Below are 25,105 nucleotides of genomic sequence, written 5' to 3' on the forward strand. Positions count from 1 at the left end.
AAAAAGCTACATGACAACCTATCAGCGTCCTTCCATTGAACAGATCCGTGAACTGTTCGTTGCCGCCGGCGCGCATCTCTACGGCGGAGAGGCAATTAGTCAAAAAGAGCATTCATTGCAGGCCGCATGGTTTGCAGAACGAAACAATGAACCGGACACATTGATTGCCGCCTGCCTGCTGCATGACTTGGGGCATGTGCTATTTGATGAGAACGATGATCAGCTCAAGAACGGCATCGATGATAGGCACCAGATCCGTGTCATACCGTATCTGAGTGCTCTCTTCCCGACGGAGGTGACCGCCCCGATCAGCATGCATGTCGATGCCAAGCGTTACCTGTGCTACGCCGATTCCGGGTATCACCGTACGCTCTCGGCCGCCTCACGCACGAGTCTGGAGTTGCAAGGCGGCGTAATGCTGGCGGAAGAGGCAGCGAAATTTCTACGTGCGCCATTTGCGCAGCAGGCAATCGCTTTGCGCCGCTATGACGATGCGGCAAAGGTCATCGGTCTTGAAACACCGGATTTTGACCATTTTCTGCCGCGGCTCCATGCCATGCTCGGAAAGGACGCATGATGAGAAACCTCGATCTGCCGGTGGCAACCCACGATACCAGCTTGGAAGCCAAGGGCGCAGGCTGGCTCACCATGGCGAATGTCAACAAGTCCTTCAGTGCCACAGCGGTACTCAAAGGCATCTCGCTTGCGGTGCGCAAAGGGGAATTTCTTTGCCTGCTTGGCCCATCAGGCTGTGGAAAAACCACGCTGCTGCGTATCCTTGCCGGGCTTGAGCGCCAGGATACGGGCTTGATTGAAATGGCAGGCACCAATATCGGCATACTGCCTCCTGCGAAACGCAACTACGGCATCGTGTTTCAGTCGTATGCGCTGTTCCCGAACATGACCGTTGAGGAAAATGTCGCTTATGCGTTGCGCATGCCACGCGCGCATCGCACACGGCGGGTCGGCGAACTTCTGGATATGGTGGGGCTCTGCGGCAAGGAAGGCCACTATCCTGCGCAACTTTCCGGCGGGCAACAACAGCGTGTTGCGCTCGCACGCGCCCTTGCCACGCAACCTAGCCTGTTATTGCTCGACGAGCCCTTGTCTGCGCTCGATGCGAAAGTGCGGGAGCACCTCCGTCATGAGTTGCGCACACTGCAGCGCAAGCTGGGCATCACGACCATCATGGTGACCCATGACCAAGACGAAGCCCTTGGTATGGCTGACAGGATCGCCGTGATGGCGCAGGGCCGCATTGAGCAACTTGGAACGCCCGAGCAAATCTACCACCAGCCCCAAACGGCTTTTGTTGCCGATTTCGTTGGTCGCGCCAACTGGCTTCCCATCGACATCGACGACCATGGCTCGGTCCGACTGGGCGATCTGCATTTCGATGCCAAATTGCCAACGCGGTACACGACTGGCACCGCCTTCTGCCGCCCGGAACATGTACGTGTTGAAGCCAGTTGGCGAGCCGCTGAAGGCATGACGATGGCGATCGTCGAAGGCGTTGAATTCCATGGCGGCGTGCGGCGTGGTGTGCTGTCGTTATGTGCCGACCGAGATATCAAGGTACAGGCCGATGTCAGCCCGAACGAGGCCGGCTATGACAGGCTTGTGATAGGCAATCGGGTGCCCATTTTTCTGGCACACGACAAGCTGCGCTTCTTTACTGGTATCGCAAAATGAACCGCATCTCCACAGGCACTCTGGCGCGGCCCTCCCTGTTTGCACTGCGCAGCGTGGACGAGCATGCAGCGAATGTGGCCGCATGGCTGGCTGTGGTCATGATGGTGGTGTTCATCGCACTGCCGCTCGCCGCCATTTTCATGAAGGCATTGGAAAGCCGGGACGGCGCTTTCGTGGGAATGGTACAAATATCACAGGTGATTTCCGAGCCGCGGCTGGTTTCAGCAAGCGTAAATAGCTTGATGCTCGCACTGATCACGACCGCGATCGTGGTGCCATGCGCACTGGGTTTTGCATTCGCACTGACTCGCTCACGCGTGTTCGGACGTCCGGTATTCCGTCTCATCGCACTTTCGCCGCTGCTTGCACCGTCGTTGATGCCGGCGATTTCACTGGTCTATCTTTTCGGCAATCAGGGGCTCCTGAAAAGCTGGCTTGGTACGCAGTCGATCTACGGTCCCATCGGTATTGTCCTGGGCGAGATCTTCTATACCTTTCCGCATGCCTTGCTGGTGCTGACTGCCGCGCTTTCGGTCGCCGACGCCCGGCTTTATGAAGCCGCGGAGGCACTTGGGGCAGGTCCGTTGCGTCGCTTCCTGACCATTACCTTGCCGAATGTACGCTATGGCTTGATGTCGAGCGCAACGTTGGTCTTTACCCTTGCAGTGACCGACTTCGGCGTACCGAAGGTCATCGGCGGCCAAACCAATGTGCTGGCTCTGGAAGCCTACAAACAAGTCATCGGCCAGCAGAACTTTAATAAAGGGGCGGTGATCGGCTTGCTGCTGTTGTTGCCTGCAGTCTTGAGCTTCGTCGTCGAGCGACATATCAGTCGGCGCCAGACAGCAACGATGACGGGTAAGTCAGTCGTTTATACACCCCATCCCCATGTGGCTCGGGATGGGGTGCTCTGGGTGTTCTGTTCACTGGTATCCGTCTTTTTTTTGGCGCTGGTCGGTGTCGCTATGGCCGCCGCGTTCATGAAACTGTGGCCGTACAACCTGAGCTTCACCTTGAATCATTTCGATTTCGACCAGATGGATGGAGACGGCTGGAATGCCTTCCGTAACAGCCTCTATCTAGCCACGCTCACCGCACTGGTTGGTACGGGTTTCGTGTTCCTGGCCGCTTATCTTGCCATCAAGCTTCCGGTATCACGCCTAGCGGGACTGGTGACGCACTGCCTTGCGCTGCTGCCGATGGCGGTTCCGGGTCTGGTGCTCGGGCTCGGGTATGTCATGTTTTTCAATGCACCAGACAACCCCTTCAACTTTCTATACGGCGGTATGGCAATTCTGGTGGCATCAACGGTTTGCCATTTTTACACCACCGCGCATTTGACCATCGTGACTTCGCTACGCCAGATAGACGGCGAGATCGAAGCGGTGGCGCGCAGCTTGCAGCGGCCGTGGTGGGTAACCTGCAGCAAGGTGACCTTGCCAATGACGTTCCCGTCCCTCATTGGAGTGGCACGCTTTCTGTTCGTCTCAAGCATGACAACGGTCAGCGGTGTCATCTTTCTGTATCAGCCGGAAACAGTACTGGCTGCGGTGGCGGTACTCAATATGGACGATGCCGGCGACACTGCCGCCGCTGCTGCCATGGCCTCGTTAATTTTTGTCAGTTCGTTAGGCGTGTCCGTACTCATGAATGGCGTTTGCGAATGGATTGAGCGCCGAGCCCAGGCATGGCGGCGACGCTGAAGCATCCAGTATTTTTCCCAGGACTACCTGTCATGAACGATTCGATACTTCTTACCCCCGGCCCATTAACGACCACCCTGCGCACCAAGCAAGCGATGCTTCGCGACTGGGGGTCATGGGACGGCGACTTCAATGGGTTGACGGCACGCGTATGCAAGCAGATGGTAGACCTGATTGATGGCGAGGGAACCTATGCGTGCGTGCCGCTGCAAGGCTCAGGTACGTTTGCTGTTGAGGCCACCATGGGTACCCTCGTGCCCCGTGACGGCAAGCTGCTGGTGCTGGTCAACGGCGCCTATGGAAAGCGCATGGCTCAGCTGACGAAAATGATGGGGCGCAATTGTGAGGTTCTTGATTTCGGTGAAACGGCTCCAGTCGAACCCAATGCCGTCAGTGCCCGTCTTGAGAAACAGACCGACATCACGCATGTTGGCATCATCTATTGTGAAACCAGCACCGGCATCCTCAATCCAGTTGATGACATCGCTCGGATTGTTGCACGAAGCGGCCGCAAGCTTATTATCGATGCCATGAGTGCGTTTGGTGCACTGCCGCTGTCGGCAAAAACGACACCGTTCGAAGCAGTCATTGCTTCGAGCAACAAATGTTTGGAAGGGGCACCGGGAATGGGCTTCGTGCTGGCGCGGACCGTCGCGCTGGAGGAATCCGAAGGTCGTTCCCAGTCGCTGTCGCTTGATCTGCACGATCAATGGCGTTACATGCAGAGAACTGGCCAGTGGCGTTTTACGCCTCCGACACATGTGGTTGCCGCCTTCGACGCTGCCCTGGACCAGTATAGGGAAGAGGGCGGACGGATAGCTCGCCTTGCGCGCTACCAGAATAATTGCTCTGCACTGATTGCGGGCCTGGAACGCATCGGATTGCGCTCCTTCCTTCCTGCCGCAATACAGGCGCCGATTATCGTAACCGTGCATGCGCCAGCACATCCGGCATGGAATTTTGCCGATTTCTACCAGCGAGTAAAAGCCCAGGGCGTCGTGCTGTATCCGGGCAAGCTGACGGCGGTCGAAACCTTCCGTGTCGGCTGTATCGGTGCCATCGATGCCGACCAGATCAATTTTGCAGTTGAAGCCATTGCCCGCGCATTGCAGGACATGGGCATTTCAAAGTAGATCGATCACCATTACCTTTGACGAGAATTTCATGAGTATATCGATGAGGCAAGACCGCCCAAATAAGAATGTTGCAGGCCCGGTGCAGGCGGTCATATTCGACTGGGCTGGTACCATGGTCGATTTTGGCTCCTTCGCGCCAACCCAGGTGCTGATTGATGCGTTTGCCGGATTTGGCATCGAAATCAGCCTGGAAGAGGCGCGCGGACCGATGGGGTTGGCAAAATGGGATCACATCAAGACCCTCGGCCAGTCGCCCGACATTGCCAGGCGCTGGATCGCACGACATGGCAGCGCAATGACGGACAAGGACGTGGACGCGCTTTACGCAGCCTTCCTTCCGCTGCAGATTGAACGGGTAGGGCAGTATTCATCCGTGATACCTGGCGCGCTCGACACGATTGCCGGTCTGCGTAAGCGTGGAATCAAGGTCGGTTCCTGCACCGGCTATCCGCGCGTGGTCATGAATCCGCTGCTGGATAAGGCGCGCGGCGATGGACTGGTGCCCGACCACGCGGTTGCGACCGACGATCTGAAACCCGGGGGGCGACCCGGACCATGGATGGCTCTGGCCAATGTGATCGAGCTCGGCATTACTGAATTGTCTTCCTGCGTAAAGGTCGACGATACGGCCCCAGGCATTGTTGAAGGTTTGGCGGCGCACATGTGGACCGTAGGTGTCGCGTTGTCCGGGAACGAGGTTGGACTGACGCTAAGCGAACTGGAACGGATTTCGGATGCAGAACGTGAGCAGCTCAAGGGACGCGCGGCTGAGAAGCTATTTGCCGCTGGTGCGCATTATGTCATCGATACCATTGCTGATCTGCCTCAAGTGATTGTGGCGATCGAGGAACGTCTGGCGCACGGCGACAGACCATGACGCGCTGCCGTGTCGCCGTCATTGGTGCCGGCATCGTCGGTCTCGCCCATGCGCGAGCCGCAGCCATGCGCGGTCATGAGGTCACTGTGTACGAACGCCATCCGATGGCAATTGGCGCTTCAATCCGCAATTTCGGATTGTGCCTGCAGTTGGGACAGCCGCAAGGGGAATTGTACGAGATGGCTGCGCGTAGCCGCGCCATCTGGCTCGAAACATTGAACGCCTGCGGCGCATGGCACAAGACGAAGGGAAGCCTTGTCGTCGCACGCAACAGCCAGGAATGGGACATGCTGCAGGCCTTCCAGATCGAATGGGGCAACGCGTATGGCACACGCCTGTTGGAACGCAGTGCGATTGAGCGGTACCCGGTGAGGGGCATTGGTGGATTGTTCAGCCAGCATGAGCTCTCACTCGACGCCCGGGAAGCCATTCCCTTGGTGTCGCTGTGGCTCGCCGAGCATCATGGCGTACGTTTTGAGTACGGGACACAGGTGAATGCGATTGACTTGCCTGACTTGCATACCAGTCGCGGCACGCGCGCAGCCGATCGCGTGTACCTTTGCACGGGCCAGGACCTGCAAACGCTCTACCCGGAAGTCATGGCGCCCCTCAACATACGGCTTTGCACGCTCCAGATGCTGAGGGTTTCCAATCCCGGCATTGAACTGGGACCGGCAGTGCTGACCGGCTTGTCGGCCTTGCATTACGCCAGTTTTCGGCAATCGCCCAGCCTGCTACCGAAACTGGAGCGGCTGCGACGCCATGTGGAAGGCCATGAACCGCATCTGCTTGAGCACGGCATACACCTGATTGTGCAGCAGGTTGGCCATTCCGGTGAACTGATCATCGGAGATTCGCACCATTACGGAATTGGCGTGTCTCCATTTGCCGATTCACGCGTCGATGACGCCATCCTGCAGTTGGCCGAAGCGCTGCTCGGCATGGATTTGCGCGTTGTCCAACGCTGGCAGGGCGTCTACCCCAGTGGTCCTCGTCCCTATGAAACAATATCGCTCGCCCCTGGTGTGAGCGCAACGATGGTTACGTCGGGCATCGGGATGAGCGTTGCATTTGCGCTTGCAGAGCGTATGCTCGACAATGACAGGTAGACAAACACGGTACAAGCAATGGAAGAGGCAATCGTTCGCAAGGCAGGTATCACAAGGTGGAAGCAGATCCAGGAATCGCTGACGGAAGACATTTTCGCCGGCAAGCTGTCTGGCAAGCTTCCCAACGAAACAGTTCTGGCTGACCGTTTCCATGTGAACCGCCATACGGTGCGACAAGCGGTGAAGGCGCTTGCGGAGGAGGGGATCGTCGAAGTCATGCATGGCCGCGGCACCTTCGTACGGGACGACGTGATTGACTATAAGGTGGGCCGCCGTACGCGGCTTGCCCATAGTGTGACGACGGCGCGGCGTGTGGGAAAAAGCCAGCTACTGAGCTGGTCCACAATTCGGGTAACACCGGAAATTGCCGGAATGCTGTCCTTGCCCGCCCGTGCGAAAGTGCTCCAGGTTGATTCGCTCGATATTGTGGACGACAAGGTCATTGGCGTTTGTACGCAGTATTTCCCATTGCCGCGTTTTGAAGGTTTTGGTGAAACCTACGAAAAAACTGGGAAAACCCATCTTGCACTCGCTAAGTACGGTATTCATCAATTCCAGCGCAAGCTCAGCCGCATCAGTGCTAGGCTGCCCAGTGCGGAGGTTGCACAGCAGCTTGCACAGCCAGTATCGCTGCCTATTCTTTACGTCGAAACCGTGTATGTTGACGAGAGCGGTCAACCAATCGAGTACGGGATATCACGCTTCAGCAGCAATGCCGTCCAACTGGTCATTGAACCCGATTGATCCACCTGCCACCAACCTGCCGAAGTGACCTTTGATGATGTCTGCTGCCGTTCCCATCGACTATCTGACTCCCGACCTGCCGGCAAGCCTGCCTCAGGTACGCATGCCCGTAATCGACGCCACACCAGATTCAATTCAAGGCTACGGAAAGCTGGTCCAGTACCCTGATGAGATTGCAATCGAAATCGTTCAGTGGCCGGCGCAAGGCAGGCGTCCGGTCGATCCGGATACCGGCAATCAGGGCGGAATCAAGGAAGGCGTTTTCCATGCGGAGTGGAAGGGGGACGTTCTCTACGGGAGGAACGAAGCGGTAGGCGGCCATTATGTTCTCGCTTATGCCAAAGATCCGTCGCTCGCACGTGAAGATCATGTAAGGCCTCCTCAAAGCATGCTGTTGTGGCATGCAAATTATCATCCTGACGGTGGCCAACTCTTTTATCCGATTGATCGTAAGCCGTTTTACGTGCCGCTCGCGTTGCCCGGTGACGACGTCAAGCCAGAGCATTTCGTCTGCTTTCGGTTTGATGGTAGCGCTGGACTCTACATTCATCCCGGGATCTGGCATGAAGGCATCTTTCCGCTATCGGGAAACCAACGGTTCATTGACCGGCAAGGTGCCGTGCATGCACGGGTTTCCGTGCAGTTCGCAAAAGAATTCCATTGTCTCCTGGTCGCGAATATCTGACTCCTTTCTGAGCCGATGAACGGGAAAGGCGATAAGCGACGCAGTGTGGCCATTGTGCTTTGGAAACATCCAACACGTGTTGGCCGCATCTGGCCGATAGCGCCCCAACCCAAAAGTTATTGCCATGATTCGATAATTCGACTATTATCGAAATAAAATAATTTCGAGAATGGTCGAAACGTGGACAACAAAATCGCTGTCACCGCGCTAGCGGCGCTTGCCCATGACTCCAGGCTTGCCGTGTTCCGGCTGCTCGTGCAAGCCGGTCCCGAGGGCATGGGTGCTACCCGGATTGCAGATGAACTGGGCATACCGCCATCGTCGATGTCCTTTCATTTAAAGGAATTGACGCATGCCGGGTTGGTTACCCAGACCAAAGCTGGGCGCTCGCTGATCTATGCGGCCAACTTCCCGACGATGAGCGGCCTGATCGCCTTCCTCACTGAAAACTGCTGTGGCGGGAATGTCTGCTCTCCCGTCCAAGCTTCCTCCTGCTGCTAAGTCATGACTGACAAGACCTACAATGTCCTCTTCCTCTGCACTGGCAATTCGGCACGCAGCATCATGGCTGAAGCGCTGGTAACCACCATGGGCCAAGGCCGCTTCGAGGGCTACAGTGCTGGCAGCAAGCCTGTCGGCAAGGTCAATCCATTCGCCATTGAAGTGGTGGTGGAGGCAGGTTATCCCACCGAAAACTTGCGCAGCAAGAGCTGGGACGAGTTCGCCACGCCGGGTGCGCCGCAGATGGATATCATCATTACTGTCTGCGACAACGCGGCTGGGGAGGGATGCCCGTACTGGCCCGGGCATCCAGCAACTGCACATTGGGGCTTCGAAGACCCAGCCGCCGTCGAGGGTACGGATGACGCCAAGCAGTTCGCATTCAGGCATGTCGCCGAACAGATCAGGACGCGCATGCAGCTTCTCGTGGATCTACCGATCGAAACCATGTCCATAAAGGCGGTCCGCGAAGAGCTGCACCGCATCGGGAGAACAACGGTATGACGCTTGCCAAGCGGTTGGTGGCTGAAGGGCTTGGCACGGCGCTGCTGCTGGCCGTGGTCATCGGTTCCGGCATCATGGGCGAACGCCTGGCCGGTGGCAATGTCGCTATTGCCTTGCTGGCCAATGCCGTTGCCACGGGGGCCGGACTGGCGGTGTTGATTCTAATGTTTGGCGCGATCTCGGGTGCACACTTCAACCCGCTAGTTACGCTTTCGGAAGTTTGGCAGCGCAATCTGCCCAGCAGGATGGCGGTACCTTACATCGTCATTCAGGTGACAGCTGCCTTTGTAGGCGTGGCTATTGCGCACATGATGTTCGGCGAGCCGGTATTTTCCACGTCGGGACACATACGGACGGGTCTTGATCAGTGGTGGAGCGAATTTATCGCTACCTTCGGCTTACTGGCCACAATAATCAGTTGCTCACGTACTCGTCCAAGTATCACACCATCTGCCGTCGCGCTATACATCACCGCGGCGTATTGGTTTACGTCCTCTACCTCATTTGCGAACCCGGCTGTGACGCTGGCACGATCTGCCAGCAATACCTTTGCCGGTATTAGGCCGGAGGACGCACCCGGTTTCATCATTGCCCAAGTTCTAGGAGCAGCCGTAGCGACACTTGTCTTTTCATGGCTCTATCCACGCCCGCCTACAGGGACAACGATCGCAGGCACTGTCGTACCCCGTGAAATCGCCGGAACTCAAGCAGGTTGAATGGTTATTCAGTGGAAGCAGCAAGTTCAGCACTGTACAACAGTATGACAAGCTCGTATGGCAGCTCACGATGTGAGCGTCATCGGAGTGTAAGGAAGCAACGGCTCACAGAGCTAAATTCGTCGGTGAGCCGTATGATGATGGCGGCTGGTTCTACTGATTATTCAGAGAATGCCAACAGCGTGCCGATAGTAGTCCCGTCATCTGTAACGATTCGAAAGCGCGCTGGCGCATAGTCGCTATCTACCATGATCGCTCCAGTCGCGACGCTAGGCAGTTCGCCGCAACCCGATGCCGACAAGTTGAGATTGAAGGTGCCTGGCAAAGTACTGGCGGTTGCCTTGCCTGATAGCTTACATGGGGTGCTACCAGCGACAACGTCACCGCCGGACGTAAGGGAAAATAGAGCAGGTGCCCCGTTCGAAAGGCGGGTTACATAGCTGCCTGCCAGCGAAGCAACGTCGAGAGTAGAAGTCACCAGCTTGGTGTTGCTAAGCAGTTGCAAATTGACGTTTTGCTTAGCAGCAGGCGCGGTCCTCCACGCGCCTGCACCGTTACGTCGATAAACGTTCTTGGCCTGACCGGTCTCATCCTCAACGATTAGTAGTCGATTGCCATCGGCGCCAGCGTAGTACTTGCCGACGGTGGGATTTTCCTGATCGCCGATGCTGACGACATAAGACCCCTCGGACAAGTCGCTGACCCGGATTTCAGGCTTGGCGACGCTAGTCTGTGCGTCACCATCGCTGCTGCCGCATGCGACGAGTGCCAGTACGAGAAGGAGCGGGCAAAGGTCCGCTGCATGGCGAATCACATTACTTTCCATGGTGTCCTCTTATTGTGCCAGCAGGTCACGCAGACGCAGACGCAGCCATTGCTGAGCTGCAGGCCGGTGTTCAAAGCCAACCTGCATCGCAGACACCGATACCTTGCTCTTGGAGACTAACGATTCGTCTTCTGCCTGGTCTGCAGTGGGAGTGCCGGCAGCTCCGATTGTCAATCCATAGGGTGCAGAGTTCTTGAACTTGAAATTGTAGAGGTCATAGCTGCCGATGCGCGAGAACGCGAATGGGCTGTTAGCTGCAGGGGCGTTCGGGAAATTGACATTCAGAGCTACGCCCGCAGGGAGCAGGGCATTTGTTCCAGCTTTTGCCTGCAATGCTTTCAAAAGTTTGACAGTGAGTTGGGCGACCACTGAGGAATACGCGTTGGCCAGATTGGTATTGTCCACCGTATCTGTACCAGCGCTCAGGGCGACTGCTGGAATGCCACGGCCAGCAGCGAACTGCGCATTGCCAATAGTACCGGAATTTACTACTACCTTGCCAACGTTCTGTCCTTCATTGGGTCCGGACAGGACCAGATCCGGTACCTTGTTCCAGCGGGCAGGCGCCAACACGTCCAAACCATACATGGTCGCCATTACCGGTGTGCCATGCACATAATGGAAATCACCATTGGTGTAACCCCCTTTGGTAAAGGGGCCGACGGCGGGTGCGCCAATGGGGGCAGCACCATTATGGCAGCCGCCCTCAGCTTCGATCTGGGTCTTATCGTTGTCGGCAATGATCGTGGTGGTGCTATACATTACGATGGCTGCGCCGCGGCCACTCTGGCCAGAGCAGGGCACGGAAACGATGACTTGGTGGCCATCGGCCTTGAGCGCATCGTACATGGCCTTCAGGTTACTCGTTAAGCCGTCATCGTTTGACAGAAGGATGTTCAGAGCAAATGCAGGGCTGGTGCAGGCGAGAAGCATTGCGGCAGCAATAGGGCAGTATTTCATAGCTAGTTTTGAGCTGATTTAGAGAGTGTTGCTGCAAGAGAGAAGCATTGAAGCCGCAAGCATATTGGTCAAATATGACAAGGGCATGAAGCCTCGACAAGATGCTTTCATCAAGCAAATCCCTAACAGCCTCCGGCAAATAGACGTTATTGGAGGCGAATCTGCTATCACGATTGGAAATGTGGCATATTCGATAAAACGCCTAGAAAAATGGTGCATTGCAGCGTAGATTGGGCTCATGAATATCATCTACGTTCACGGAAACCAGTCCACAGGACAGAGTTTCAATTTCATCCGTTCGCATCTAGCCAGCCATGCGTCGATAGTGCTGGAATATGATAGCCAGAACGGCTTTTACCGCAATCACCATGACATGCTCGAACGTATCAAACATGTCGAGGACATTTTCTTCATCGGTCACTCCCTTGGAGGGATTCACGCGCTCCATCTTGCAAATGCATTGGTTGACAACGTACTGGGTGCGGTAACTTTGAGCACGCCCTATGGAGGCAGTAAAGCGGCCGAAATGGTGCAATTTCTCCTTCCTTTCAATAAGGTTGTACAAGATATTCAACCGCTCAGCGCGCCCATTCTGGAGGCAAACGCCTTTCCGGTAGCGCAGCCGTGGGTCAATATTGTGACCACGGCAGGTCACTCACCCTTTATGCCAGCCGCTAACGATGGCGTTGTGACGCTTGAGTCAATGCGCCACCGTCAAGACATCAGAGTGATCGAAGTGGCGAGCAATCACTACGAAGTGCTGTTGAATTATGAAGCTGTTCGCATCATTAAATACACGATCGAAGAGGTGGAAAGCCAAGCTATGCAAGGGATAGGAATGGATAGCAGGTCTTTTTCGTATTAACCAACAACCTCGAAGTCGGTTCATGGCTCGGGTTGGCTCGTAGCGCACTTACGCCGTCGATGGAAAAAACCACTTCGGAAGTATCGGCTGGGTGTCGCTGGCGGGAAGGGGCTGTGAAACGTAGAAACCTTGTATCTCATCACAACGAAGCGCCTTGAGTAATTTGATTTGCTCAAGCGTTTCGACTCCCTCTGCTACAACGCGCATCCCGAGGCCATGCGCCATCGTAATGATAGCCTGGAAGAGCACCCTGCCTTCGTTGGCAGTGACTAATTCGTTCGTAAAGGTACGATCCACCTTCAGGACGTCAAAGTCAAGCCGCTGCAATTGCGAAAGCGATGAGTACCCGGTCCCGAAATCGTCAACAAGGATCTTGATTCCCATTTGCCGAATTGCGTGCAGCTTGGTCGTTACCTCGTCATTCTCGCTCATCATGGATGACTCAGTGACTTCAATCTCAATAAGCCTTGGGTCGACATGATGGCGCTCGATGGCTTCCTGGAGAATGGTTGCGATATTACCTTCGTTGAACTGACGAGGGGACACGTTGATGGATACGGGAACGAGTTCTTGGCCGCGTTTGGACCAGTCAGCCATTTGCGCACAGACCTTTTCAATCACTATCTTCCCCAAAGAAATGATGATTCCGGTCTCCTCTGCCATCGGGATGAATTCGTTCGGCACGACGATGCCGTGGGTTGGATGAGCCCATCTCACCAGAGCTTCCATGCTGGACGTAATGCCGGTGGCAATATCAACGCGGGGCTGATAATAAATGACGAATTGGTCATGGTCCACTGCATGGCGTATCTCTGCTTCCTTCTCGTGTTTGGCGCGGATGGCATCATAGAATCGTTGGTCAAAGAACCGGAAATTGCGTTTCCCGCTCGTCTTCACGGAATACATTGCAATGTCAGCGTTGTTCAACAATGAATTGGCGTCACTGCCGTCGGAAGGAAACATGCTGATCCCGATAGAGGCGCCAACACAGGCCATGCCTTGCCTGAGGTGAAACGGCTCTTCAAACGCATGTAAGACGCGTGAAGCGACATGGGATGCATCGCCGCTGTGGTAAATCTTTTCGGTGATGACCACGAATTCGTCTCCTCCGATGCGGATGACATGGTCGCGTGGGCGTACCGCAAGCTTCAAGCGTTTCCCGACATGGCGTAGCAAGTCGTCGCCAGCCTCGTGGCCTAGGGTATCGTTGACCTTCTTGAAACCATCGAGGTCTAGAAACAGGATGGCCAATGCACAGCCCATCCCGCGTGCATTATCGATTGCACTTGGAAGATAGCTGTTCACCCAGTGACGGTTAGGCAGCCCGGTCAGGGCATCATGGTTTCCGCGACGCTCCAACTCCGCGACATGCGCTTTTGACTCACTGATGTCGCGCATCGTAATGGCCAAAACGTCCTCCGAACGTACGATTCGTATGTGGAACCAGCTGGGCGCCTCAGGGTCCGTTCGGGGGATCTCTATGTCGCTCTCGTAGGCGCCAACCTCCATAGCCTGGGAGAATATTTGCTTCGCCCGTTCCCGGCGCTCCGCGTCGCGGAATAGACGCGATATACGTTTGCCCGCGATATCCAAAGGTTGTTTCTGGAAAAAGCGAGCACCGTTCGAATTACAGTCCATGACCTCGTAGTCTGTGATGATGTCATCCTTTCTGGGTATCGGTTTGAGGATGTAAAAACCTTCCTGACCTTCCTCCGTCGCTATTCGATATGCAGCCTTGCTCAAGCTAACTTGGAATTTTCGCCAAGCCAGGCGCACACTCATCGCCATTGCGATAAGCGTGAATAGCGCCAGTGCAATGGTATTTTGAATCGCCTGTGAAACTGCGGCAGTCTGGTGAGTCCGGTAGCCGGCTAGCGCATCCTTCTCATCGAGTCCGCTTAAAGCGAAGAGGGGATATTGTGCGACTTTGTACCACCCAAGATACCGATTTCTCTCATCCTCAAAGTAGTCCTTATCTCTGAGGAAGGTGCTGCCATTCCCGCCTTGGAGGACCGGGAGCTGGCGCATGGGTGCCTCGTTCCAGCGATAGACTTTCCCGCCAATACGCATCGCTCGAAGGTTTTTGTCTGTACCGAGGATTCCGACGATGTCGTTCGCTCCCATGAGCATGGCGTCGTAGGTACCGGACAGGTATTCAGGCGACACAGAAGCCCTGACAACCCCATCGAAGTTTCCTTCCTTGGTCACTATTCTCCGCGAAAAGTGAATCACACTTTTCTTGGAAGAACGTCCAAGGGTAAGCCGGTCAATGTATAACGAGTCGATATCGGAATCGCGTTGTACTTGAAAATACGCTCGATCTAAAACGACGAGACCTTCCACTTCATTGTAAGTGCTGGTGACATGCACACCGTCACGGTCAGTGATGGCTACGTTGAAAAAACTATTGGATGGAAACAATCCGTGTTTTTCCTTTACCGTGTCAAGGCGAAGCTGCCCATTGGTCAGCTCCCATTCGTAGCGCACGTGTAGCAACAGTTGGTCAATTACCTCAATGGTTTGAGCCATCCGTTCGGCATGACTTCGGGCGAGTATGAGTGCCTCTTTCTCGATATCGGTCTCAACGGTCTTACGTTCATGGTCCAGTCGCTGGAGAAGACTGCCCCAGCCGACCAGAGAAATCAGCAACGCCACGATCGGCCAGACGAGTAAAAGCTTTGTATTGCCGCGTAGAAATCGCAATCTTTGAAGGCTTCGTGTTATTCGGGCAGAGTGGGCCACATACGCCTCTCAAATAAATCTTTGTGGGAACGGCGTCTATATGCAGGTTCACCTTGGATAGGATATAGCACCCAGACCTCTGGCTGCACTTTCCATGATGGCTTCTATGTCCGATAATAAATAAGACCTAGAGTTTAGAGCCATCCCGTCTAATAACTTCTGACGTATATCCACACGCGGATGCGAATAACATTGGACGACCCACTATACATGCTGCAACCAATACAACAATGACGACATTGACGTTTCTAGTCTCCCATTCAGGCGAAAAGCGCTTGTCGATCCTAAAAGAGATACGTTTGACAACATACCATGCTTGTGGCATCCATTGTCAGCGATAGAGTAAGCGAATCCTATATTCGGCTTCGTTCAATTGCAATTGCCGCCAGTAGCGCTTCTGCGATAGCGGGCCGGCAGATCACCAGGTCAGGTGTACGCGGAAGTGCCTGATTGAACGCCAGCGGCGTGCCGTCAATGCGCGATACATGCAGACCTGCCGCAGTGCATACCGCTGCCGGTGCGCAACTGTCCCATTCCGCCATCTCGCCGATGGCCAAGTACGCATCTGCATCACCACGCAGCACCGCCATGCCCTTGGCTCCAGCCGAACCCATTCTGATCAGGTCGGCACCGAGCGTCATGGCTACACTGGCTGCGAATGCAGTCGGGCGTGTCCTGCTTACCACAATGCGTAATGCTTGCTTTTCGTTCACAGAATATCGCGTTGCGCTCCCAGTGTTATAGGTGACCCCTTGAGCAGGTAGCGACACTGCAGCAGCGGTTGGGATACCGTCTACGCATAAGGCGACATGTACTGCCCAGTCATTTCGATTTCCCGATTCGGAATACTCGCGTGTGCCATCCAGCGGATCGACAATCCATACTCGCCGCTGTTGTAACCGCCTCTCGTCGGGCGGTGCTTCTTCAGACAGGATCGCGTCACTCGGCCGGTGGAGGCGTATTGCCCGATCGATGAACTGCTGCGCAACGGCGTCTGCGGCATCGCCGAGTGCGCCATTACTGAGCACAGCACTAGCTTTAAGCGCCATCAGGAGTCGACCAGCGTCATTGGCGATGTGCATCGCAAGTTGGTGGTCGTCATCGAAAGTCATGGTGTGCACAGATGATCAGCTCGGTAACTTGAAATCATTGCACAATTCCGATGTAACGGTAACTTGGTTACGCTTAAATCCTATGGTGCCGCCGCAGAATCGAAAATGGTGATTGAGGAGTGGGCGACCCATGACTCCCCATATCAAGTATAGAGCTGCAGGACTCTTGGCTGCTCTTGAGAGTAAAGAGGTTGGAGCAGGGCCGCGTATCAGCTATGATACATGCATTGACAAAGGTTCCAGGCAAAGGAAGATCCGTTGATTTTGCGCGGGCTGCCGCAACATTTCCGATGGAGCCAGAGAGCGGCCGTGCCTTTGGCAACACCATAAGGCAACGTCAATATCGGTAACCTGTGGAACGATGATTGTCCTCAACTACTTCAGCGATTACCTACGGCGGACCTGAGGGAGGATCGCGGCTATAGGCCAAGCATCGTTGGTCACTCGCCCCCGGGCGAAAACCCACGGGCGACAGGCGTCGCCAAGAGAAGAGGCTACACTACATGGGGTGCTTTCGTTTTTGCTGCATTTTACGACGGTAGCGCGAGCAAGCATCCATGCGGGTTTGCGGCGAGCGCCATTCAAATAACCTCATTAAATCAATAATTTGCTGTCTACCCCCTAAGCGATAAGATTCCGGTCCTTTCCTTTTTCATAACGGAACAATGGACCAGTGGCGCGTACCTTATCTTGGCTTGCGGCAGATCCCCTCCGATCTCACTGCCTTCGAACTGGACATCTTCTTTACCTTTTCACCCAAGGAGATCGAACTGATTGATTCGCGGCGATCGGACCTATACCGTCTGGCGCTGGCCCTTCATATCGGATTCGTCCGCATGTCCGGACGTACGCTGGACGCGTACAAGCAAATTCCGAAGGTACTCTGGAAACACCACCTATGCCAATCCTAAGGTTAGGCATGCTCTTGGCTACTTAGCGGGTTAAAGTCCAGCCATCGGGATAATGTTGCAAATAAGAAAAATTTGACATTATGCGTATATTCTGATTCAAGACGCACGCAGGAGGAGCGTGTAGAGGCAGGCTGTCGTCGAAACTTCACCAACGGCAAAGGCCGCCATCAGACTATGCCGCTCATGCGGTAGGGGAGCGTCGCGCCAGCGTTAGTGGTTCATTGGAGCAGAGCGACGATTTCCTATGCTGAAAATTGAGGCGATTGGCCGCGCTTCCTTTCACGTGTTCTGTATGGTTTCCTCCCACGCCTCGCTAGACGAAAAAATTCGTCTCCCTTTATTTGGTCATTCGGCACGATTCAATGCAGCTCTGTTTGGTAGCCGATGCGACTACTGCAGGCAAAATTTCGTAGGAGAAAAACTGAGAACCAGCTACTGGATTATTATCTAAAACTTACTTCCAACGGTTTCTTGTAGACCTGCAATCTCGAGTGTACGGAATGAAGGAGTGAACATGAATAAGTTACCTATCGCTATTTTCCTGTCACTGATGGGCGCTGCAACAACAGCTTTCGCGCAAAGCACAACGACCATCACCACTACGACCGATCCGGCGCAAGGCGGAGCGGCTGCGGCGGGTGCATCCGGCCCGGTAAACACAACAACCGTGCAGACCCCAACAAGCACAACAACAGTACAAAGCCCATCCGGCGCGGCCTCTTCACCTGGTTCGTCAGGCACTGCGGGCAGCAGCAGTGGCGCCTCGGGTAGTTCGGGCACCGCCAGCACATCCGGTTCATCCAAAGATACCAGTTCTACTAGCGGAAGCTCGGGCAGCGGTAGCTCCGGTTTAAGCGTTCCGCCCGCCCCGAACTACGGTTCATCGACTTCCGGCACCAGCACCTCCGGGTCGGATACATCGGGAACCAGCACCTCGAGTTCTTCGACTCCGTCCAGCGGAACTTCGGGTAGCAGTACTACACCAGATACCTCATCAGCCGGTACTTCGGGCGGCACAACCAGCAGCACCAGCCCAAGCTCAACCGCCACGACGCCATCGACCTCCGGGTCCTCCGACAGCGGGACGTCGTCCAGCCCGTCCAGCACATCAAGCTCTTCCAGCTCCACAAGCAAGTGATGCGGGATGAAGTGACGGTACTTGGCTTTATTCATGACAGTGCGCGACTGCCCACAACTTTTGCCGGCAGTCGCTCATCTCGTGGGGCTTTCTCAAGCCAGTCTGGGGCGTCGAGTGTACCGCCCAGCGGCACATTGCTCATATTGAGGGATTTTGGCGCTTCCTTTATCGGTTTTCTCTATCTCTCTTCCCCGGCAAAGCATTCGCCGACGGCATGGTAAAACCGATGAGGCGTGTGACCACGGCTGCCAGATACATCAATCCTGCCAGCATCTCGATACTCGCCAGCGACCGCGCGTGAGATGAAACCGCCACGATATTGCCCATTCCAGTGCTCGTCAGAAGTGCGAAGCTCAGGTGGTTCAGGTCTGACCAGCTCCGAGCCGCGCCGTTGTCCGAGAACGCGCCGGGCTGCAAGGCCTGCGTCATCACGAAAAGATGAGTGAATGCCCAGACAAGAAGGGTAAACGTGGCCGCTGCAGCGTACAGTTCATCCACTGTTGTCTGATGATCTTCCATCATGTAGGCAATCAAGCTCCCCGCTGCATAGAAATAAAAGAGAGCTTCGAGCGCGGAAGACCAAGGAAGCAGACCGGGCATCGCAAAAACCGTTTGCAGCGCAACAAGAAAGATGACGGGCACCGCGAGAACGACACTTATCCAGGTCGGGCCCGGCGTTCTGTGAACCGTACGAATCGCCATGCCGAGCACGATGATGCCCAAGGCATTCAAACCGGCGGGGCCGATCTTTGTATCTTCAATGAACGGGTAAAGCAGGACGCCAAGCAACTGAACGCAAAGCAGAATAGCGGAAGGATGTCTTTTCGGCAGGCGAAATCTCATTACGTGAACTTTCTGAAGAAATTTTTACCTTGAGTTATGTCGTATGTTGATTGGGTCCTCAGATCCTTCTTCCCTGAACAAAACAACACGTTAATGCTCTATTTGTTATCGGCATAACGGACCTACTGTATAGCAAAAACCGGAACGGGAGACATGGATGACGGCTTATACGGCACCATTCTTTGATGGCCAACGGCCGCTGGGCTTCAAACCGCACTGGCGTTATATCGACAAGGGGTGGACGCGCGACCTGCGCATCGACTTCATGCGCGGCTTCGTGTTCCTGATGCTGTTCACCGCGCATTTCCCCTTCTTTTCATGGTTCGCCCTAGTCGGCTGGGAGCGCCTTGGCGTGGTGTCGTCGGCGGAGGTCTTCATTCTGCTTGCGGGCGTCGTCACCGGGGCAGTTTATGGCAAGAAACTCGCCTCCGAGGGATTGGGCCCGTGCACCATTAAGCTGCTGGCGCGCGCATGGACACTGTACAAGGTGGCGGCGCTTGTCGCGGTCTCGGTAGCCTTGCTGCGGCTGGTGCCGGGGCTCGATACCTCGGTGCTGACAAGCTTCACCGACCCGGTGACCGGGACTGCCTATCCGCTGTATCCGCCGAAGGAGGCCGGGCTGCTATCGGCGGTGTTGCACGCATTGGTGCTTGCATCGGCGCCGCACCAGTTCCAAGTCGTTGGGCTTTACGTGGTGCTGTTCCTGTTCACTCCGCTGCTCTTCTGGGCCATTTCACGGGGCAAGACCGGCGCTTTGTTGACGCTGAGCTGGGCGCTGTACCTTGTGAATTACTTCGCCCTTGAACGCATACCTGGTACAGCGACGCTGCGGCTCACCGTTGCCCAGTTCGAACAGGCTTTCCCCGTCCTGGCCTGGCAGGTCCTGTTCGTGCATGGTGTGGCGCTGGGCTATCACCGACACTCCGTCCTCGAGTTCTTTGGCACTGCGGTCGGGCGCGCGCTGATCATCTGCAGCATTGCTGCGACAACAATGCTGCTGTGGTTCTCGCTTAATCACCCGCTGGATCAGCTGCCCGACTGGGCGAGGCTTACCGTGATTCCGCCGGAGCAGTTCCATAACGTGTATCAGAGCTATTTTCTGAAGTACAAGCTTGGTCCGGGCCGGCTTCTCAATATCGCGGTATTGTTTGTAACCGCCTTCGTGCTTCTGACGGTATTCTGGCGTCCGTTATACCGCTCAATGGGCTGGCTGTTCATTCCGCTCGGACAGGAGTCGATGTACGTGTTCTTCGTGCATGTCTACATGATCCTGCTCGTGACGAATACAGGACTCGCGACTTCAGGCGGTCCATGGCTTCATACCGCTGTGTTGGCGACGGCGCTACTGCTGTCATGGTGCCTGGTCAAAGTTCGCTTTCTATTCCGTTGGTTGCCTCACTAAATACGTCATGGCAGTCAGTTCTATACAAATCTAAGGACTGCATCTCGGTATGCAGTGGGACCTATTGCGTTGCTACCGCGCTCCCCTTCGGCAATCTCGCCTCCTGGATTATGGCGTCGAACTACCCTATGTTGTGGGCGCCAACAGGGATGTACCCAATTCGAATGGAATGAAGACCACGGTTATTGATGAAAACATAGCCAATACCACTCAAGCGCAACCTTCACTGCCTTACAGGCGTCAACATAGCGTGGAACTGTAACGCTATCGGAAAGGAGTTGGTTATGGCAGCAAGCCTGCTAACCTTGCTAGACGACATCACGCTATTGGCTGACGACATCGCGGTGATGTCGAAAGTCGCGGCAAAGAAAACTGCAGGCGTGCTTGGCGACGACATCGCGCTGAATGCGAACCAAGTCACCGGCTTTTCGCCTAGCAGGGAACTCCCCGTTGTATGGTCGGTTGCAAAGGGCTCAGCATTGAACAAAGTGATCCTTGTTCCTATTGCGCTGATGCTCGTCGCATTTGCGCCATGGTCATTGACTCCCTTGCTAATGGTGGGAGGCGCCTTTCTTTGTTTTGAGGGTGCGGAAAAGGTGTTACACAAGCTGCTACATTCCAAAGAGGAGGATCGGCAACACCATACCGAACTGGTGAGTCACCTACAAATGAGTCCTGAACAATTGCTCGCTGCAGAAAAGGACAAGGTCAAGGGAGCGATACGTACCGACTTCATCCTGAGTGCTGAAATTGTTGCCATTTCCCTAGGTACTATGCAGGGCGCACCGTTGATGACTCAAGCCGCGGTACTCGTGGCTATCTCGATTCTATTCACAATTGGTGTCTACCTCGTGGTCGCGGGCGTAGTCAAGCTGGACGACCTGGGCCTTTACCTGTCTTCTGGCGCAACCAGCGCAAGGCAGGCGATAGGGCGCTTCCTTCTGTGGATGACGCCTTACCTGATGAAAGGGCTATCGATCTTAGGAACTGCAGCGATGTTTCTTGTTGGCGGCGGCATCATCGTTCACGGCTTTCCTGTACTGCATCATTTTGTGGAGAATGCAGAACACAAAGCACATGAGCTTCCCACCGTCGGCAACATTCTCGCAGCAGGAGCACCTGTCCTGTTCAACATACTGATCGGCTTTGCTGTGGGCGCGGTTATTGTTGGCTTAGTTCATCTGTACCGTAAGTCGTTCCGAAAAGGTATGGTCGCGCATTAATCAACCCAAGGACCGCTGTTCCGACGACACGCTTTCTAGTTCAGCAGGCGTGACCACCCGTGCCCTTGCCAGTGCGCACGGGCGTTACAGAACATATTTTTCTCAATATTCCCGTCTACAAGAACGGGCTCGACCGCAACCAGCTCTAGTGGGAAAGGGACAGGATGCTGTGGCAAGAGGTTTTGGCAGTTCTGCAACATGAGTTTTCCGATCTTTCCAATATCAACGACATCACGCGAGTCTGCGTCAGGCTGCTCGTCGCTACAATTTTGGGCGGAATACTTGGTTATGAACGTGAGGCGGTAGGCGCCTCCGCGGGGCTACGCACGCACATGATGGTGTCTTTGGGCGCGGCCCTTTTCGTCCTGGTTCCGCTGCAGACCGGGATGGCGGTGGAAGACATATCACGCGTGATCCAGGGGCTAGCGGCAGGTATAGGGTTCCTTGGTGCGTATTTCGGCGAAGATGACCGGCCATTTCGGCTGAACGTGACCGCTGCGCAGTAGTGCGGTGTTGCGCGCTCAAATTGTAAGGGGTGCGGTCACGATGCGTCCATTTTTCCTCCTTTTTTATGGGCTACGGGCGGCTTTTGCTGGTCTGACGACGCAGACTTATCCACGGCGGCGGGCGTGGTCAGTGTCCAGACCATGAACGACCGCCGCGGTGGGTAAGTCGGTCCAGCGCCACCATGCTGGCTATGCGGCGTCCTTCACAGCCATTGGCTTCGATTGCCGTAGCGAGTCACCGGTCAGTGTAAATCGCTGATGGCGTTGCATGATGCGGTCCAATATCGCATCGGCGATGGTGGCGTCCCCAATCCAGGCGTGCCAGTGCTCGATCGGAAGCTGGCTGGTAATGATCGTGGCCTTGTTTGCGGCCCGGTCATCAATGATCTCCAGCAGGTCCGAGCGCACGCTACTGTCGAGTGCGCCCATACCCCAATCGTCCAATACAAGGACGTCGGTTTTGGCGAGCTGGATCAACCATCTGCCGAAGGCACCGCTGCCGTGCCGCACCCGCAATTCTTCCGGCAGACGCGGCACCCGCTGGTACAGCGCCGTGTGCCCGCGCCGACACGCGTACTGGGTCAGCGCGCAAGCCAGCCACGATTTCCCGGCGCCGGTCGGGCCGCTGATCAGAATGCTGTGGCCCGCCGTTACCCAGTCGCCCAACGCTACGCTCATGACCGTGCGGCGATCTATACCCCGCGCTGCACGTGCGTCCAAGTCTTCGATGGCCGCCTGGGGATACTTCAGTTTTGCTTGCTTGAGCAGGCGTTCCTGTCTGCGGTCGTTTCGGTAATGGACTTCCCGGTCCACCAGCAAGGTCAGACGTTCCTCGAAGCTCATGGCGGCGGCCTCCGGCTGGCGTAGCTGCTCCTCCAGCGCACTGGCTAGGCCATCCAATTTCAGGGTGCGCAATTGCGCCACGGTCGTATGCATCATCATGGAATGTCCTTCACGTTATTGGTAATAACCGGCGCCGCGCACATGCGCATGGTCCGGACTGACCCAGTCGCCCGTCGCGCCAGGAGCGACCTGGTCACGCTTGTTGGCCAGGATGTCGCGTACATTGCGATAGCGGCATGCACCAATGGACAGTGCGACCGTGCACGCTGCTTCCAGCCGTGGCTTGCCATAGCGCTTGGCCAGCGACAGCAGACCCAGACAGGCACGGTAGCCGTGTTCCGGGTGCTTGTTGGCCGACAGCAGCCGCGTGACGATGGCGCCGGTGGCCATGCCGATACTCTCTCCCCAGTCGATCAGGCGCTGCGGGGTCCATTCCAGATGAGCGCGGTGCGCTGCAGGCATGTGCTCGGGCACGGTGGTGAACGCGCCGCGCCGTTCGCTACGGGCATGGCAGGCGACACGCTGGCCGCGATGCAGCAGTTCCACTGCATGGCCGGTGATGCGCGCATCAAGTTCCTGCCCGACCAGTGCATGCGGCACGCTGTAGCGATGAGCCTCGATCTCGACGTGGTAGTCGATGTTGACCTTCACGGTCTTGAAGCGCGCCATCTCGTAGCGCTGCATCGGCAGCGGCAGCAGCGCCGGAGCGTCCAGTGTGGCAAACGCGGTGGCGCGATTGCCTGGCATCTTCTGGAACGGCTTCTGGTTCAGGCGCTGCATGAGTGGTGTAATGGCGCGGTCGACTTCCTCGACGCTGGCAAAGCGCTGGTGGCGCAACCGCGCCAGCACCCAGCGCTCCACGAGTTGCACTGCAAACTCCACTTTGGCCTTATCCTGCGGGCGTCGGGCACGTGCCGGCAGCACTGAGGTGCTGTAGTGGCGGGCGAAGTCGAACACGGTGTCGTTGGCGCGCGGTTCGTAGCGGTCGGCGTCATTGATCATCGCCTTGGGGTTATCCGGCACGATCAGGGCTGGCGCGCCTTGGAAGAAGTGCAGAGCACGCACGGTCGAGGCGATCCAGTCACGCATAGTCTCGCGTGCGGTAGCACAGGCAAAGCTGTAGCCGGATGCGCCCATGGCCGCCACGAAGATGTGCGCACGGCCGCCGTCAGTCAACGGAACAGTCTGGCCAGCGAAGTCGATGAACAGCTTCTCGCCGGCGGGGTGTATCTGGCGCATGGAACGCTTGAGGCGCTTGGCAAAGGCGTGATAGTGCTCGCAGAACTGGGTGTAACGATAAGTTTGGCGGTCGGCGTATTCGGCCTGATACTCCTCCCACAGCAGCATCAACGTCATGCCCTTGCGGCGCAGTTCGTGATGAATGCGGCCATAGTCGGGCATGGCGTAGGCCGAGCGCTTGGCCGGCTTGGATAGCAAGCGCTGTTCAAGTGCCGCCTCGTCCAGGCTACGGACCGTGGTCCAGTCGAGCCCGGCCGCGGTGGCCAGGCTCACGTATTTGGCCACCACACCCTTGGAGATGCGTAAGGCCGCTGCGATTTGCTCATGGGAGAGCTTGGCGTCGAACTTCAGACGCAGTACATCTTTGATGATTCGCATAGAAATCCTGAGTGCGGGCATCGCTTCTCCGGCAAAAAGCCGCAAGCGTACCCGCTTGGGTTAGGTCTATGCGCAACACCGTCACGCTGGCATACGATGCCGTCACGGGATCGTGACCGGCCATTTCGGCATCGTGACCGGCGATTTCGGAAAAGCGCCGAAATCGGTCACGATGCGCCGGAATGAGCGGTCACGTTCGCCCGGAATCGTCGGTCACGATCCTCCGAAACGGGCGGTCACGTTGGTCCGAAATACGCACTTGGGGCTGGCGCCATCATGAAGCGCTGGGAAGCCAGTGAAATCCATGGGCTTACGACTGCGGCCGGCATATGGCTGACCGCAGCGGTTGGCTGTGCTGCCGGGATGGGCCATGAAGCAACTGCAGTTTTAAGTACAGTACTGGCGCTGATCATCTTTTCTATGCTTCGTATTACAAAAAAATGACGCCTA

General features: G+C 55.9%; 23 protein-coding genes and 3 pseudogenes. 17 read left to right on the forward strand and 9 right to left on the reverse strand.

Features of this window, described 5'->3' with window-relative positions; all coding sequences use genetic code 11:
- Window positions 1–10 precede the first annotated feature (10 nt).
- The 11 genes from IGW03_RS22105 to IGW03_RS22155 all read left to right on the forward strand — a co-directional run bounded on the left by IGW03_RS22105 (window position 11) and on the right by IGW03_RS22155 (window position 9,667).
- Window positions 11–577, forward strand: a complete 567-nt coding sequence (locus tag IGW03_RS22105; protein ID WP_194724700.1) for a phosphonate degradation HD-domain oxygenase — start codon at window positions 11–13, stop codon at window positions 575–577.
- The gene (locus IGW03_RS22110) at window positions 574–1,692 is read left to right on the forward strand and encodes a putative 2-aminoethylphosphonate ABC transporter ATP-binding protein (protein WP_438943670.1); all 1,119 of its coding nucleotides are present in this window, start codon (window positions 574–576) and stop codon (window positions 1,690–1,692) included. The genes IGW03_RS22105 and IGW03_RS22110 overlap by 4 nt, the downstream gene beginning before the upstream one ends.
- Entirely contained in the window at window positions 1,689–3,395 is a 1,707-nt protein-coding gene (locus tag IGW03_RS22115) for a putative 2-aminoethylphosphonate ABC transporter permease subunit (RefSeq protein WP_194724701.1), read from the forward strand. Before IGW03_RS22110 ends, IGW03_RS22115 begins: the two co-directional genes overlap by 4 nt.
- A 32-nt stretch (window positions 3,396–3,427) precedes the next feature.
- A complete protein-coding gene (locus tag IGW03_RS22120; RefSeq protein ID WP_194724702.1) occupies window positions 3,428–4,528 on the forward strand; it encodes a 2-aminoethylphosphonate--pyruvate transaminase in 1,101 nt (366 codons plus the stop codon).
- Window positions 4,529–4,559: 31 nt separating this feature from the next.
- Window positions 4,560–5,408, forward strand: coding sequence for a phosphonoacetaldehyde hydrolase (phnX, locus tag IGW03_RS22125; protein ID WP_228535926.1), 849 nt, complete (start codon window positions 4,560–4,562; stop codon window positions 5,406–5,408).
- Complete coding sequence (locus IGW03_RS22130) at window positions 5,405–6,517, forward strand: TIGR03364 family FAD-dependent oxidoreductase (protein WP_194724703.1); 1,113 nt, start codon at window positions 5,405–5,407, stop codon at window positions 6,515–6,517. The genes phnX and IGW03_RS22130 overlap by 4 nt, the downstream gene beginning before the upstream one ends.
- Before the next feature lie 18 nt (window positions 6,518–6,535).
- A complete protein-coding gene (gene phnF / locus IGW03_RS22135; RefSeq protein WP_194724704.1) occupies window positions 6,536–7,261 on the forward strand; it encodes a phosphonate metabolism transcriptional regulator PhnF in 726 nt (241 codons plus the stop codon).
- Between the two features lie 34 nt (window positions 7,262–7,295).
- Window positions 7,296–7,946, forward strand: coding sequence for an ureidoglycolate lyase (locus IGW03_RS22140; protein ID WP_228535928.1), 651 nt, complete (start codon window positions 7,296–7,298; stop codon window positions 7,944–7,946).
- A 180-nt stretch (window positions 7,947–8,126) separates the two neighbouring features.
- Window positions 8,127–8,447, forward strand: a complete 321-nt coding sequence (locus IGW03_RS22145) for an ArsR/SmtB family transcription factor (RefSeq protein ID WP_194724705.1) — start codon at window positions 8,127–8,129, stop codon at window positions 8,445–8,447.
- Between the two features lie 3 nt (window positions 8,448–8,450).
- Window positions 8,451–8,951: an arsenate reductase ArsC gene (locus IGW03_RS22150; RefSeq protein ID WP_194724706.1), complete on the forward strand. Its 501-nt coding sequence runs from the start codon at window positions 8,451–8,453 to the stop codon at window positions 8,949–8,951.
- Window positions 8,948–9,667 carry an MIP/aquaporin family protein gene (locus IGW03_RS22155; RefSeq protein ID WP_194724707.1) on the forward strand — a complete coding sequence of 240 codons (720 nt, stop codon included), beginning with the start codon at window positions 8,948–8,950 and terminating at the stop codon, window positions 9,665–9,667. Before IGW03_RS22150 ends, IGW03_RS22155 begins: the two co-directional genes overlap by 4 nt.
- Window positions 9,668–9,827: 160 nt before the next feature.
- Here IGW03_RS22155 and IGW03_RS22160 read toward each other — a convergent pair whose 3' ends face one another.
- Both IGW03_RS22160 and surE read right to left on the reverse strand, forming a co-directional pair.
- Window positions 9,828–10,493, reverse strand: a complete 666-nt coding sequence (locus tag IGW03_RS22160) for a hypothetical protein (RefSeq protein WP_194724708.1) — start codon at window positions 10,491–10,493, stop codon at window positions 9,828–9,830.
- Window positions 10,494–10,502: 9 nt separating this feature from the next.
- Complete coding sequence (surE, locus tag IGW03_RS22165) at window positions 10,503–11,453, reverse strand: 5'/3'-nucleotidase SurE (RefSeq protein WP_194724709.1); 951 nt, start codon at window positions 11,451–11,453, stop codon at window positions 10,503–10,505.
- Window positions 11,454–11,691: 238 nt separating this feature from the next.
- On the opposite strand from surE, the gene IGW03_RS22170 reads away from it, so the two are divergent.
- The gene (locus tag IGW03_RS22170; protein ID WP_194724710.1) at window positions 11,692–12,318 is read left to right on the forward strand and encodes an alpha/beta fold hydrolase; all 627 of its coding nucleotides are present in this window, start codon (window positions 11,692–11,694) and stop codon (window positions 12,316–12,318) included.
- 48 nt (window positions 12,319–12,366) lie between these two features.
- Here the strand turns inward: IGW03_RS22170 and IGW03_RS22175 are convergent, their stop codons facing one another.
- The gene (locus IGW03_RS22175; RefSeq protein WP_194724711.1) at window positions 12,367–15,021 is read right to left on the reverse strand and encodes a bifunctional diguanylate cyclase/phosphodiesterase; all 2,655 of its coding nucleotides are present in this window, start codon (window positions 15,019–15,021) and stop codon (window positions 12,367–12,369) included.
- Between the two features lie 392 nt (window positions 15,022–15,413).
- Window positions 15,414–16,172: a 3'(2'),5'-bisphosphate nucleotidase CysQ gene (locus IGW03_RS22180; RefSeq protein ID WP_194724712.1), complete on the reverse strand. Its 759-nt coding sequence runs from the start codon at window positions 16,170–16,172 to the stop codon at window positions 15,414–15,416.
- 665 nt (window positions 16,173–16,837) lie between these two features.
- Here IGW03_RS22180 and IGW03_RS22185 point away from each other — a divergent pair.
- Window positions 16,838–17,065, forward strand: a pseudogene (locus tag IGW03_RS22185) (DUF4158 domain-containing protein); the annotation flags it as partial.
- Between the two features lie 465 nt (window positions 17,066–17,530).
- Here the strand turns inward: IGW03_RS22185 and IGW03_RS22190 are convergent.
- The 3 genes from IGW03_RS22190 to IGW03_RS22200 form a co-directional block, all read right to left on the reverse strand.
- Window positions 17,531–17,887, reverse strand: coding sequence for a hypothetical protein (locus IGW03_RS22190; protein ID WP_194724714.1), 357 nt, complete (start codon window positions 17,885–17,887; stop codon window positions 17,531–17,533).
- 69 nt (window positions 17,888–17,956) lie between these two features.
- Complete coding sequence (locus IGW03_RS22195; protein ID WP_194724715.1) at window positions 17,957–18,256, reverse strand: hypothetical protein; 300 nt, start codon at window positions 18,254–18,256, stop codon at window positions 17,957–17,959.
- A 130-nt stretch (window positions 18,257–18,386) separates the two neighbouring features.
- A complete protein-coding gene (locus IGW03_RS22200; RefSeq protein WP_194724716.1) occupies window positions 18,387–19,064 on the reverse strand; it encodes an ion channel in 678 nt (225 codons plus the stop codon).
- 157 nt (window positions 19,065–19,221) lie between these two features.
- On the opposite strand from IGW03_RS22200, the gene opgC reads away from it, so the two are divergent.
- From opgC to IGW03_RS22215, 3 genes and pseudogenes are all read left to right on the forward strand, one after another.
- Complete coding sequence (opgC, locus tag IGW03_RS22205) at window positions 19,222–20,466, forward strand: OpgC domain-containing protein (RefSeq protein WP_194724717.1); 1,245 nt, start codon at window positions 19,222–19,224, stop codon at window positions 20,464–20,466.
- Between the two features lie 284 nt (window positions 20,467–20,750).
- On the forward strand, window positions 20,751–21,689 hold the full coding sequence (locus IGW03_RS22210) for a DUF808 domain-containing protein (protein ID WP_194724718.1): 939 nt from the start codon (window positions 20,751–20,753) through the stop codon (window positions 21,687–21,689).
- Window positions 21,690–21,853: 164 nt separating this feature from the next.
- Window positions 21,854–22,141: pseudogene (locus tag IGW03_RS22215) on the forward strand (MgtC/SapB family protein); the annotation flags it as partial.
- A 243-nt stretch (window positions 22,142–22,384) separates the two neighbouring features.
- Here IGW03_RS22215 and istB read toward each other — a convergent pair.
- A complete protein-coding gene (gene istB, locus IGW03_RS22220) occupies window positions 22,385–23,137 on the reverse strand; it encodes an IS21-like element helper ATPase IstB (RefSeq protein ID WP_194724720.1) in 753 nt (250 codons plus the stop codon).
- 15 nt (window positions 23,138–23,152) lie between these two features.
- Window positions 23,153–24,676, reverse strand: coding sequence for an IS21 family transposase (istA, locus tag IGW03_RS22225; protein ID WP_194724721.1), 1,524 nt, complete (start codon window positions 24,674–24,676; stop codon window positions 23,153–23,155).
- Between the two features lie 237 nt (window positions 24,677–24,913).
- Between istA and IGW03_RS22230 the strand changes: the two are divergent.
- A pseudogene (locus IGW03_RS22230) lies at window positions 24,914–25,099 on the forward strand (MgtC/SapB family protein); the annotation flags it as partial.
- Between the last annotated feature and the right edge of the window lie 6 nt (window positions 25,100–25,105).

The organism is Noviherbaspirillum malthae, assembly GCF_015352985.1.
GTDB lineage: Bacteria > Pseudomonadota > Gammaproteobacteria > Burkholderiales > Burkholderiaceae_D > Noviherbaspirillum > Noviherbaspirillum malthae.

Coding starts and splice junctions, on each gene's coding strand:
- IGW03_RS22105 (WP_194724700.1), top strand. CDS start 11: ATGACAACCTATCAGCGTCCTTCCATTGAACAGATCCGTGAACTGTTC.
- IGW03_RS22110 (WP_438943670.1), top strand. CDS start 574: ATGATGAGAAACCTCGATCTGCCGGTGGCAACCCACGATACCAGCTTG.
- IGW03_RS22115 (WP_194724701.1), top strand. CDS start 1,689: ATGAACCGCATCTCCACAGGCACTCTGGCGCGGCCCTCCCTGTTTGCA.
- IGW03_RS22120 (WP_194724702.1), top strand. CDS start 3,428: ATGAACGATTCGATACTTCTTACCCCCGGCCCATTAACGACCACCCTG.
- phnX (WP_228535926.1), top strand. CDS start 4,560: ATGAGTATATCGATGAGGCAAGACCGCCCAAATAAGAATGTTGCAGGC.
- IGW03_RS22130 (WP_194724703.1), top strand. CDS start 5,405: ATGACGCGCTGCCGTGTCGCCGTCATTGGTGCCGGCATCGTCGGTCTC.
- phnF (WP_194724704.1), top strand. CDS start 6,536: ATGGAAGAGGCAATCGTTCGCAAGGCAGGTATCACAAGGTGGAAGCAG.
- IGW03_RS22140 (WP_228535928.1), top strand. CDS start 7,296: ATGATGTCTGCTGCCGTTCCCATCGACTATCTGACTCCCGACCTGCCG.
- IGW03_RS22150 (WP_194724706.1), top strand. CDS start 8,451: ATGACTGACAAGACCTACAATGTCCTCTTCCTCTGCACTGGCAATTCG.
- IGW03_RS22155 (WP_194724707.1), top strand. CDS start 8,948: ATGACGCTTGCCAAGCGGTTGGTGGCTGAAGGGCTTGGCACGGCGCTG.
- IGW03_RS22160 (WP_194724708.1), bottom strand. CDS start 10,493: ATGGAAAGTAATGTGATTCGCCATGCAGCGGACCTTTGCCCGCTCCTT.
- surE (WP_194724709.1), bottom strand. CDS start 11,453: ATGAAATACTGCCCTATTGCTGCCGCAATGCTTCTCGCCTGCACCAGC.
- IGW03_RS22170 (WP_194724710.1), top strand. CDS start 11,692: ATGAATATCATCTACGTTCACGGAAACCAGTCCACAGGACAGAGTTTC.
- IGW03_RS22180 (WP_194724712.1), bottom strand. CDS start 16,172: ATGACTTTCGATGACGACCACCAACTTGCGATGCACATCGCCAATGAC.
- IGW03_RS22195 (WP_194724715.1), bottom strand. CDS start 18,256: ATGAATAAAGCCAAGTACCGTCACTTCATCCCGCATCACTTGCTTGTG.
- IGW03_RS22200 (WP_194724716.1), bottom strand. CDS start 19,064: ATGAGATTTCGCCTGCCGAAAAGACATCCTTCCGCTATTCTGCTTTGC.
- opgC (WP_194724717.1), top strand. CDS start 19,222: ATGACGGCTTATACGGCACCATTCTTTGATGGCCAACGGCCGCTGGGC.
- IGW03_RS22210 (WP_194724718.1), top strand. CDS start 20,751: ATGGCAGCAAGCCTGCTAACCTTGCTAGACGACATCACGCTATTGGCT.
- istB (WP_194724720.1), bottom strand. CDS start 23,137: ATGATGATGCATACGACCGTGGCGCAATTGCGCACCCTGAAATTGGAT.
- istA (WP_194724721.1), bottom strand. CDS start 24,676: ATGCCCGCACTCAGGATTTCTATGCGAATCATCAAAGATGTACTGCGT.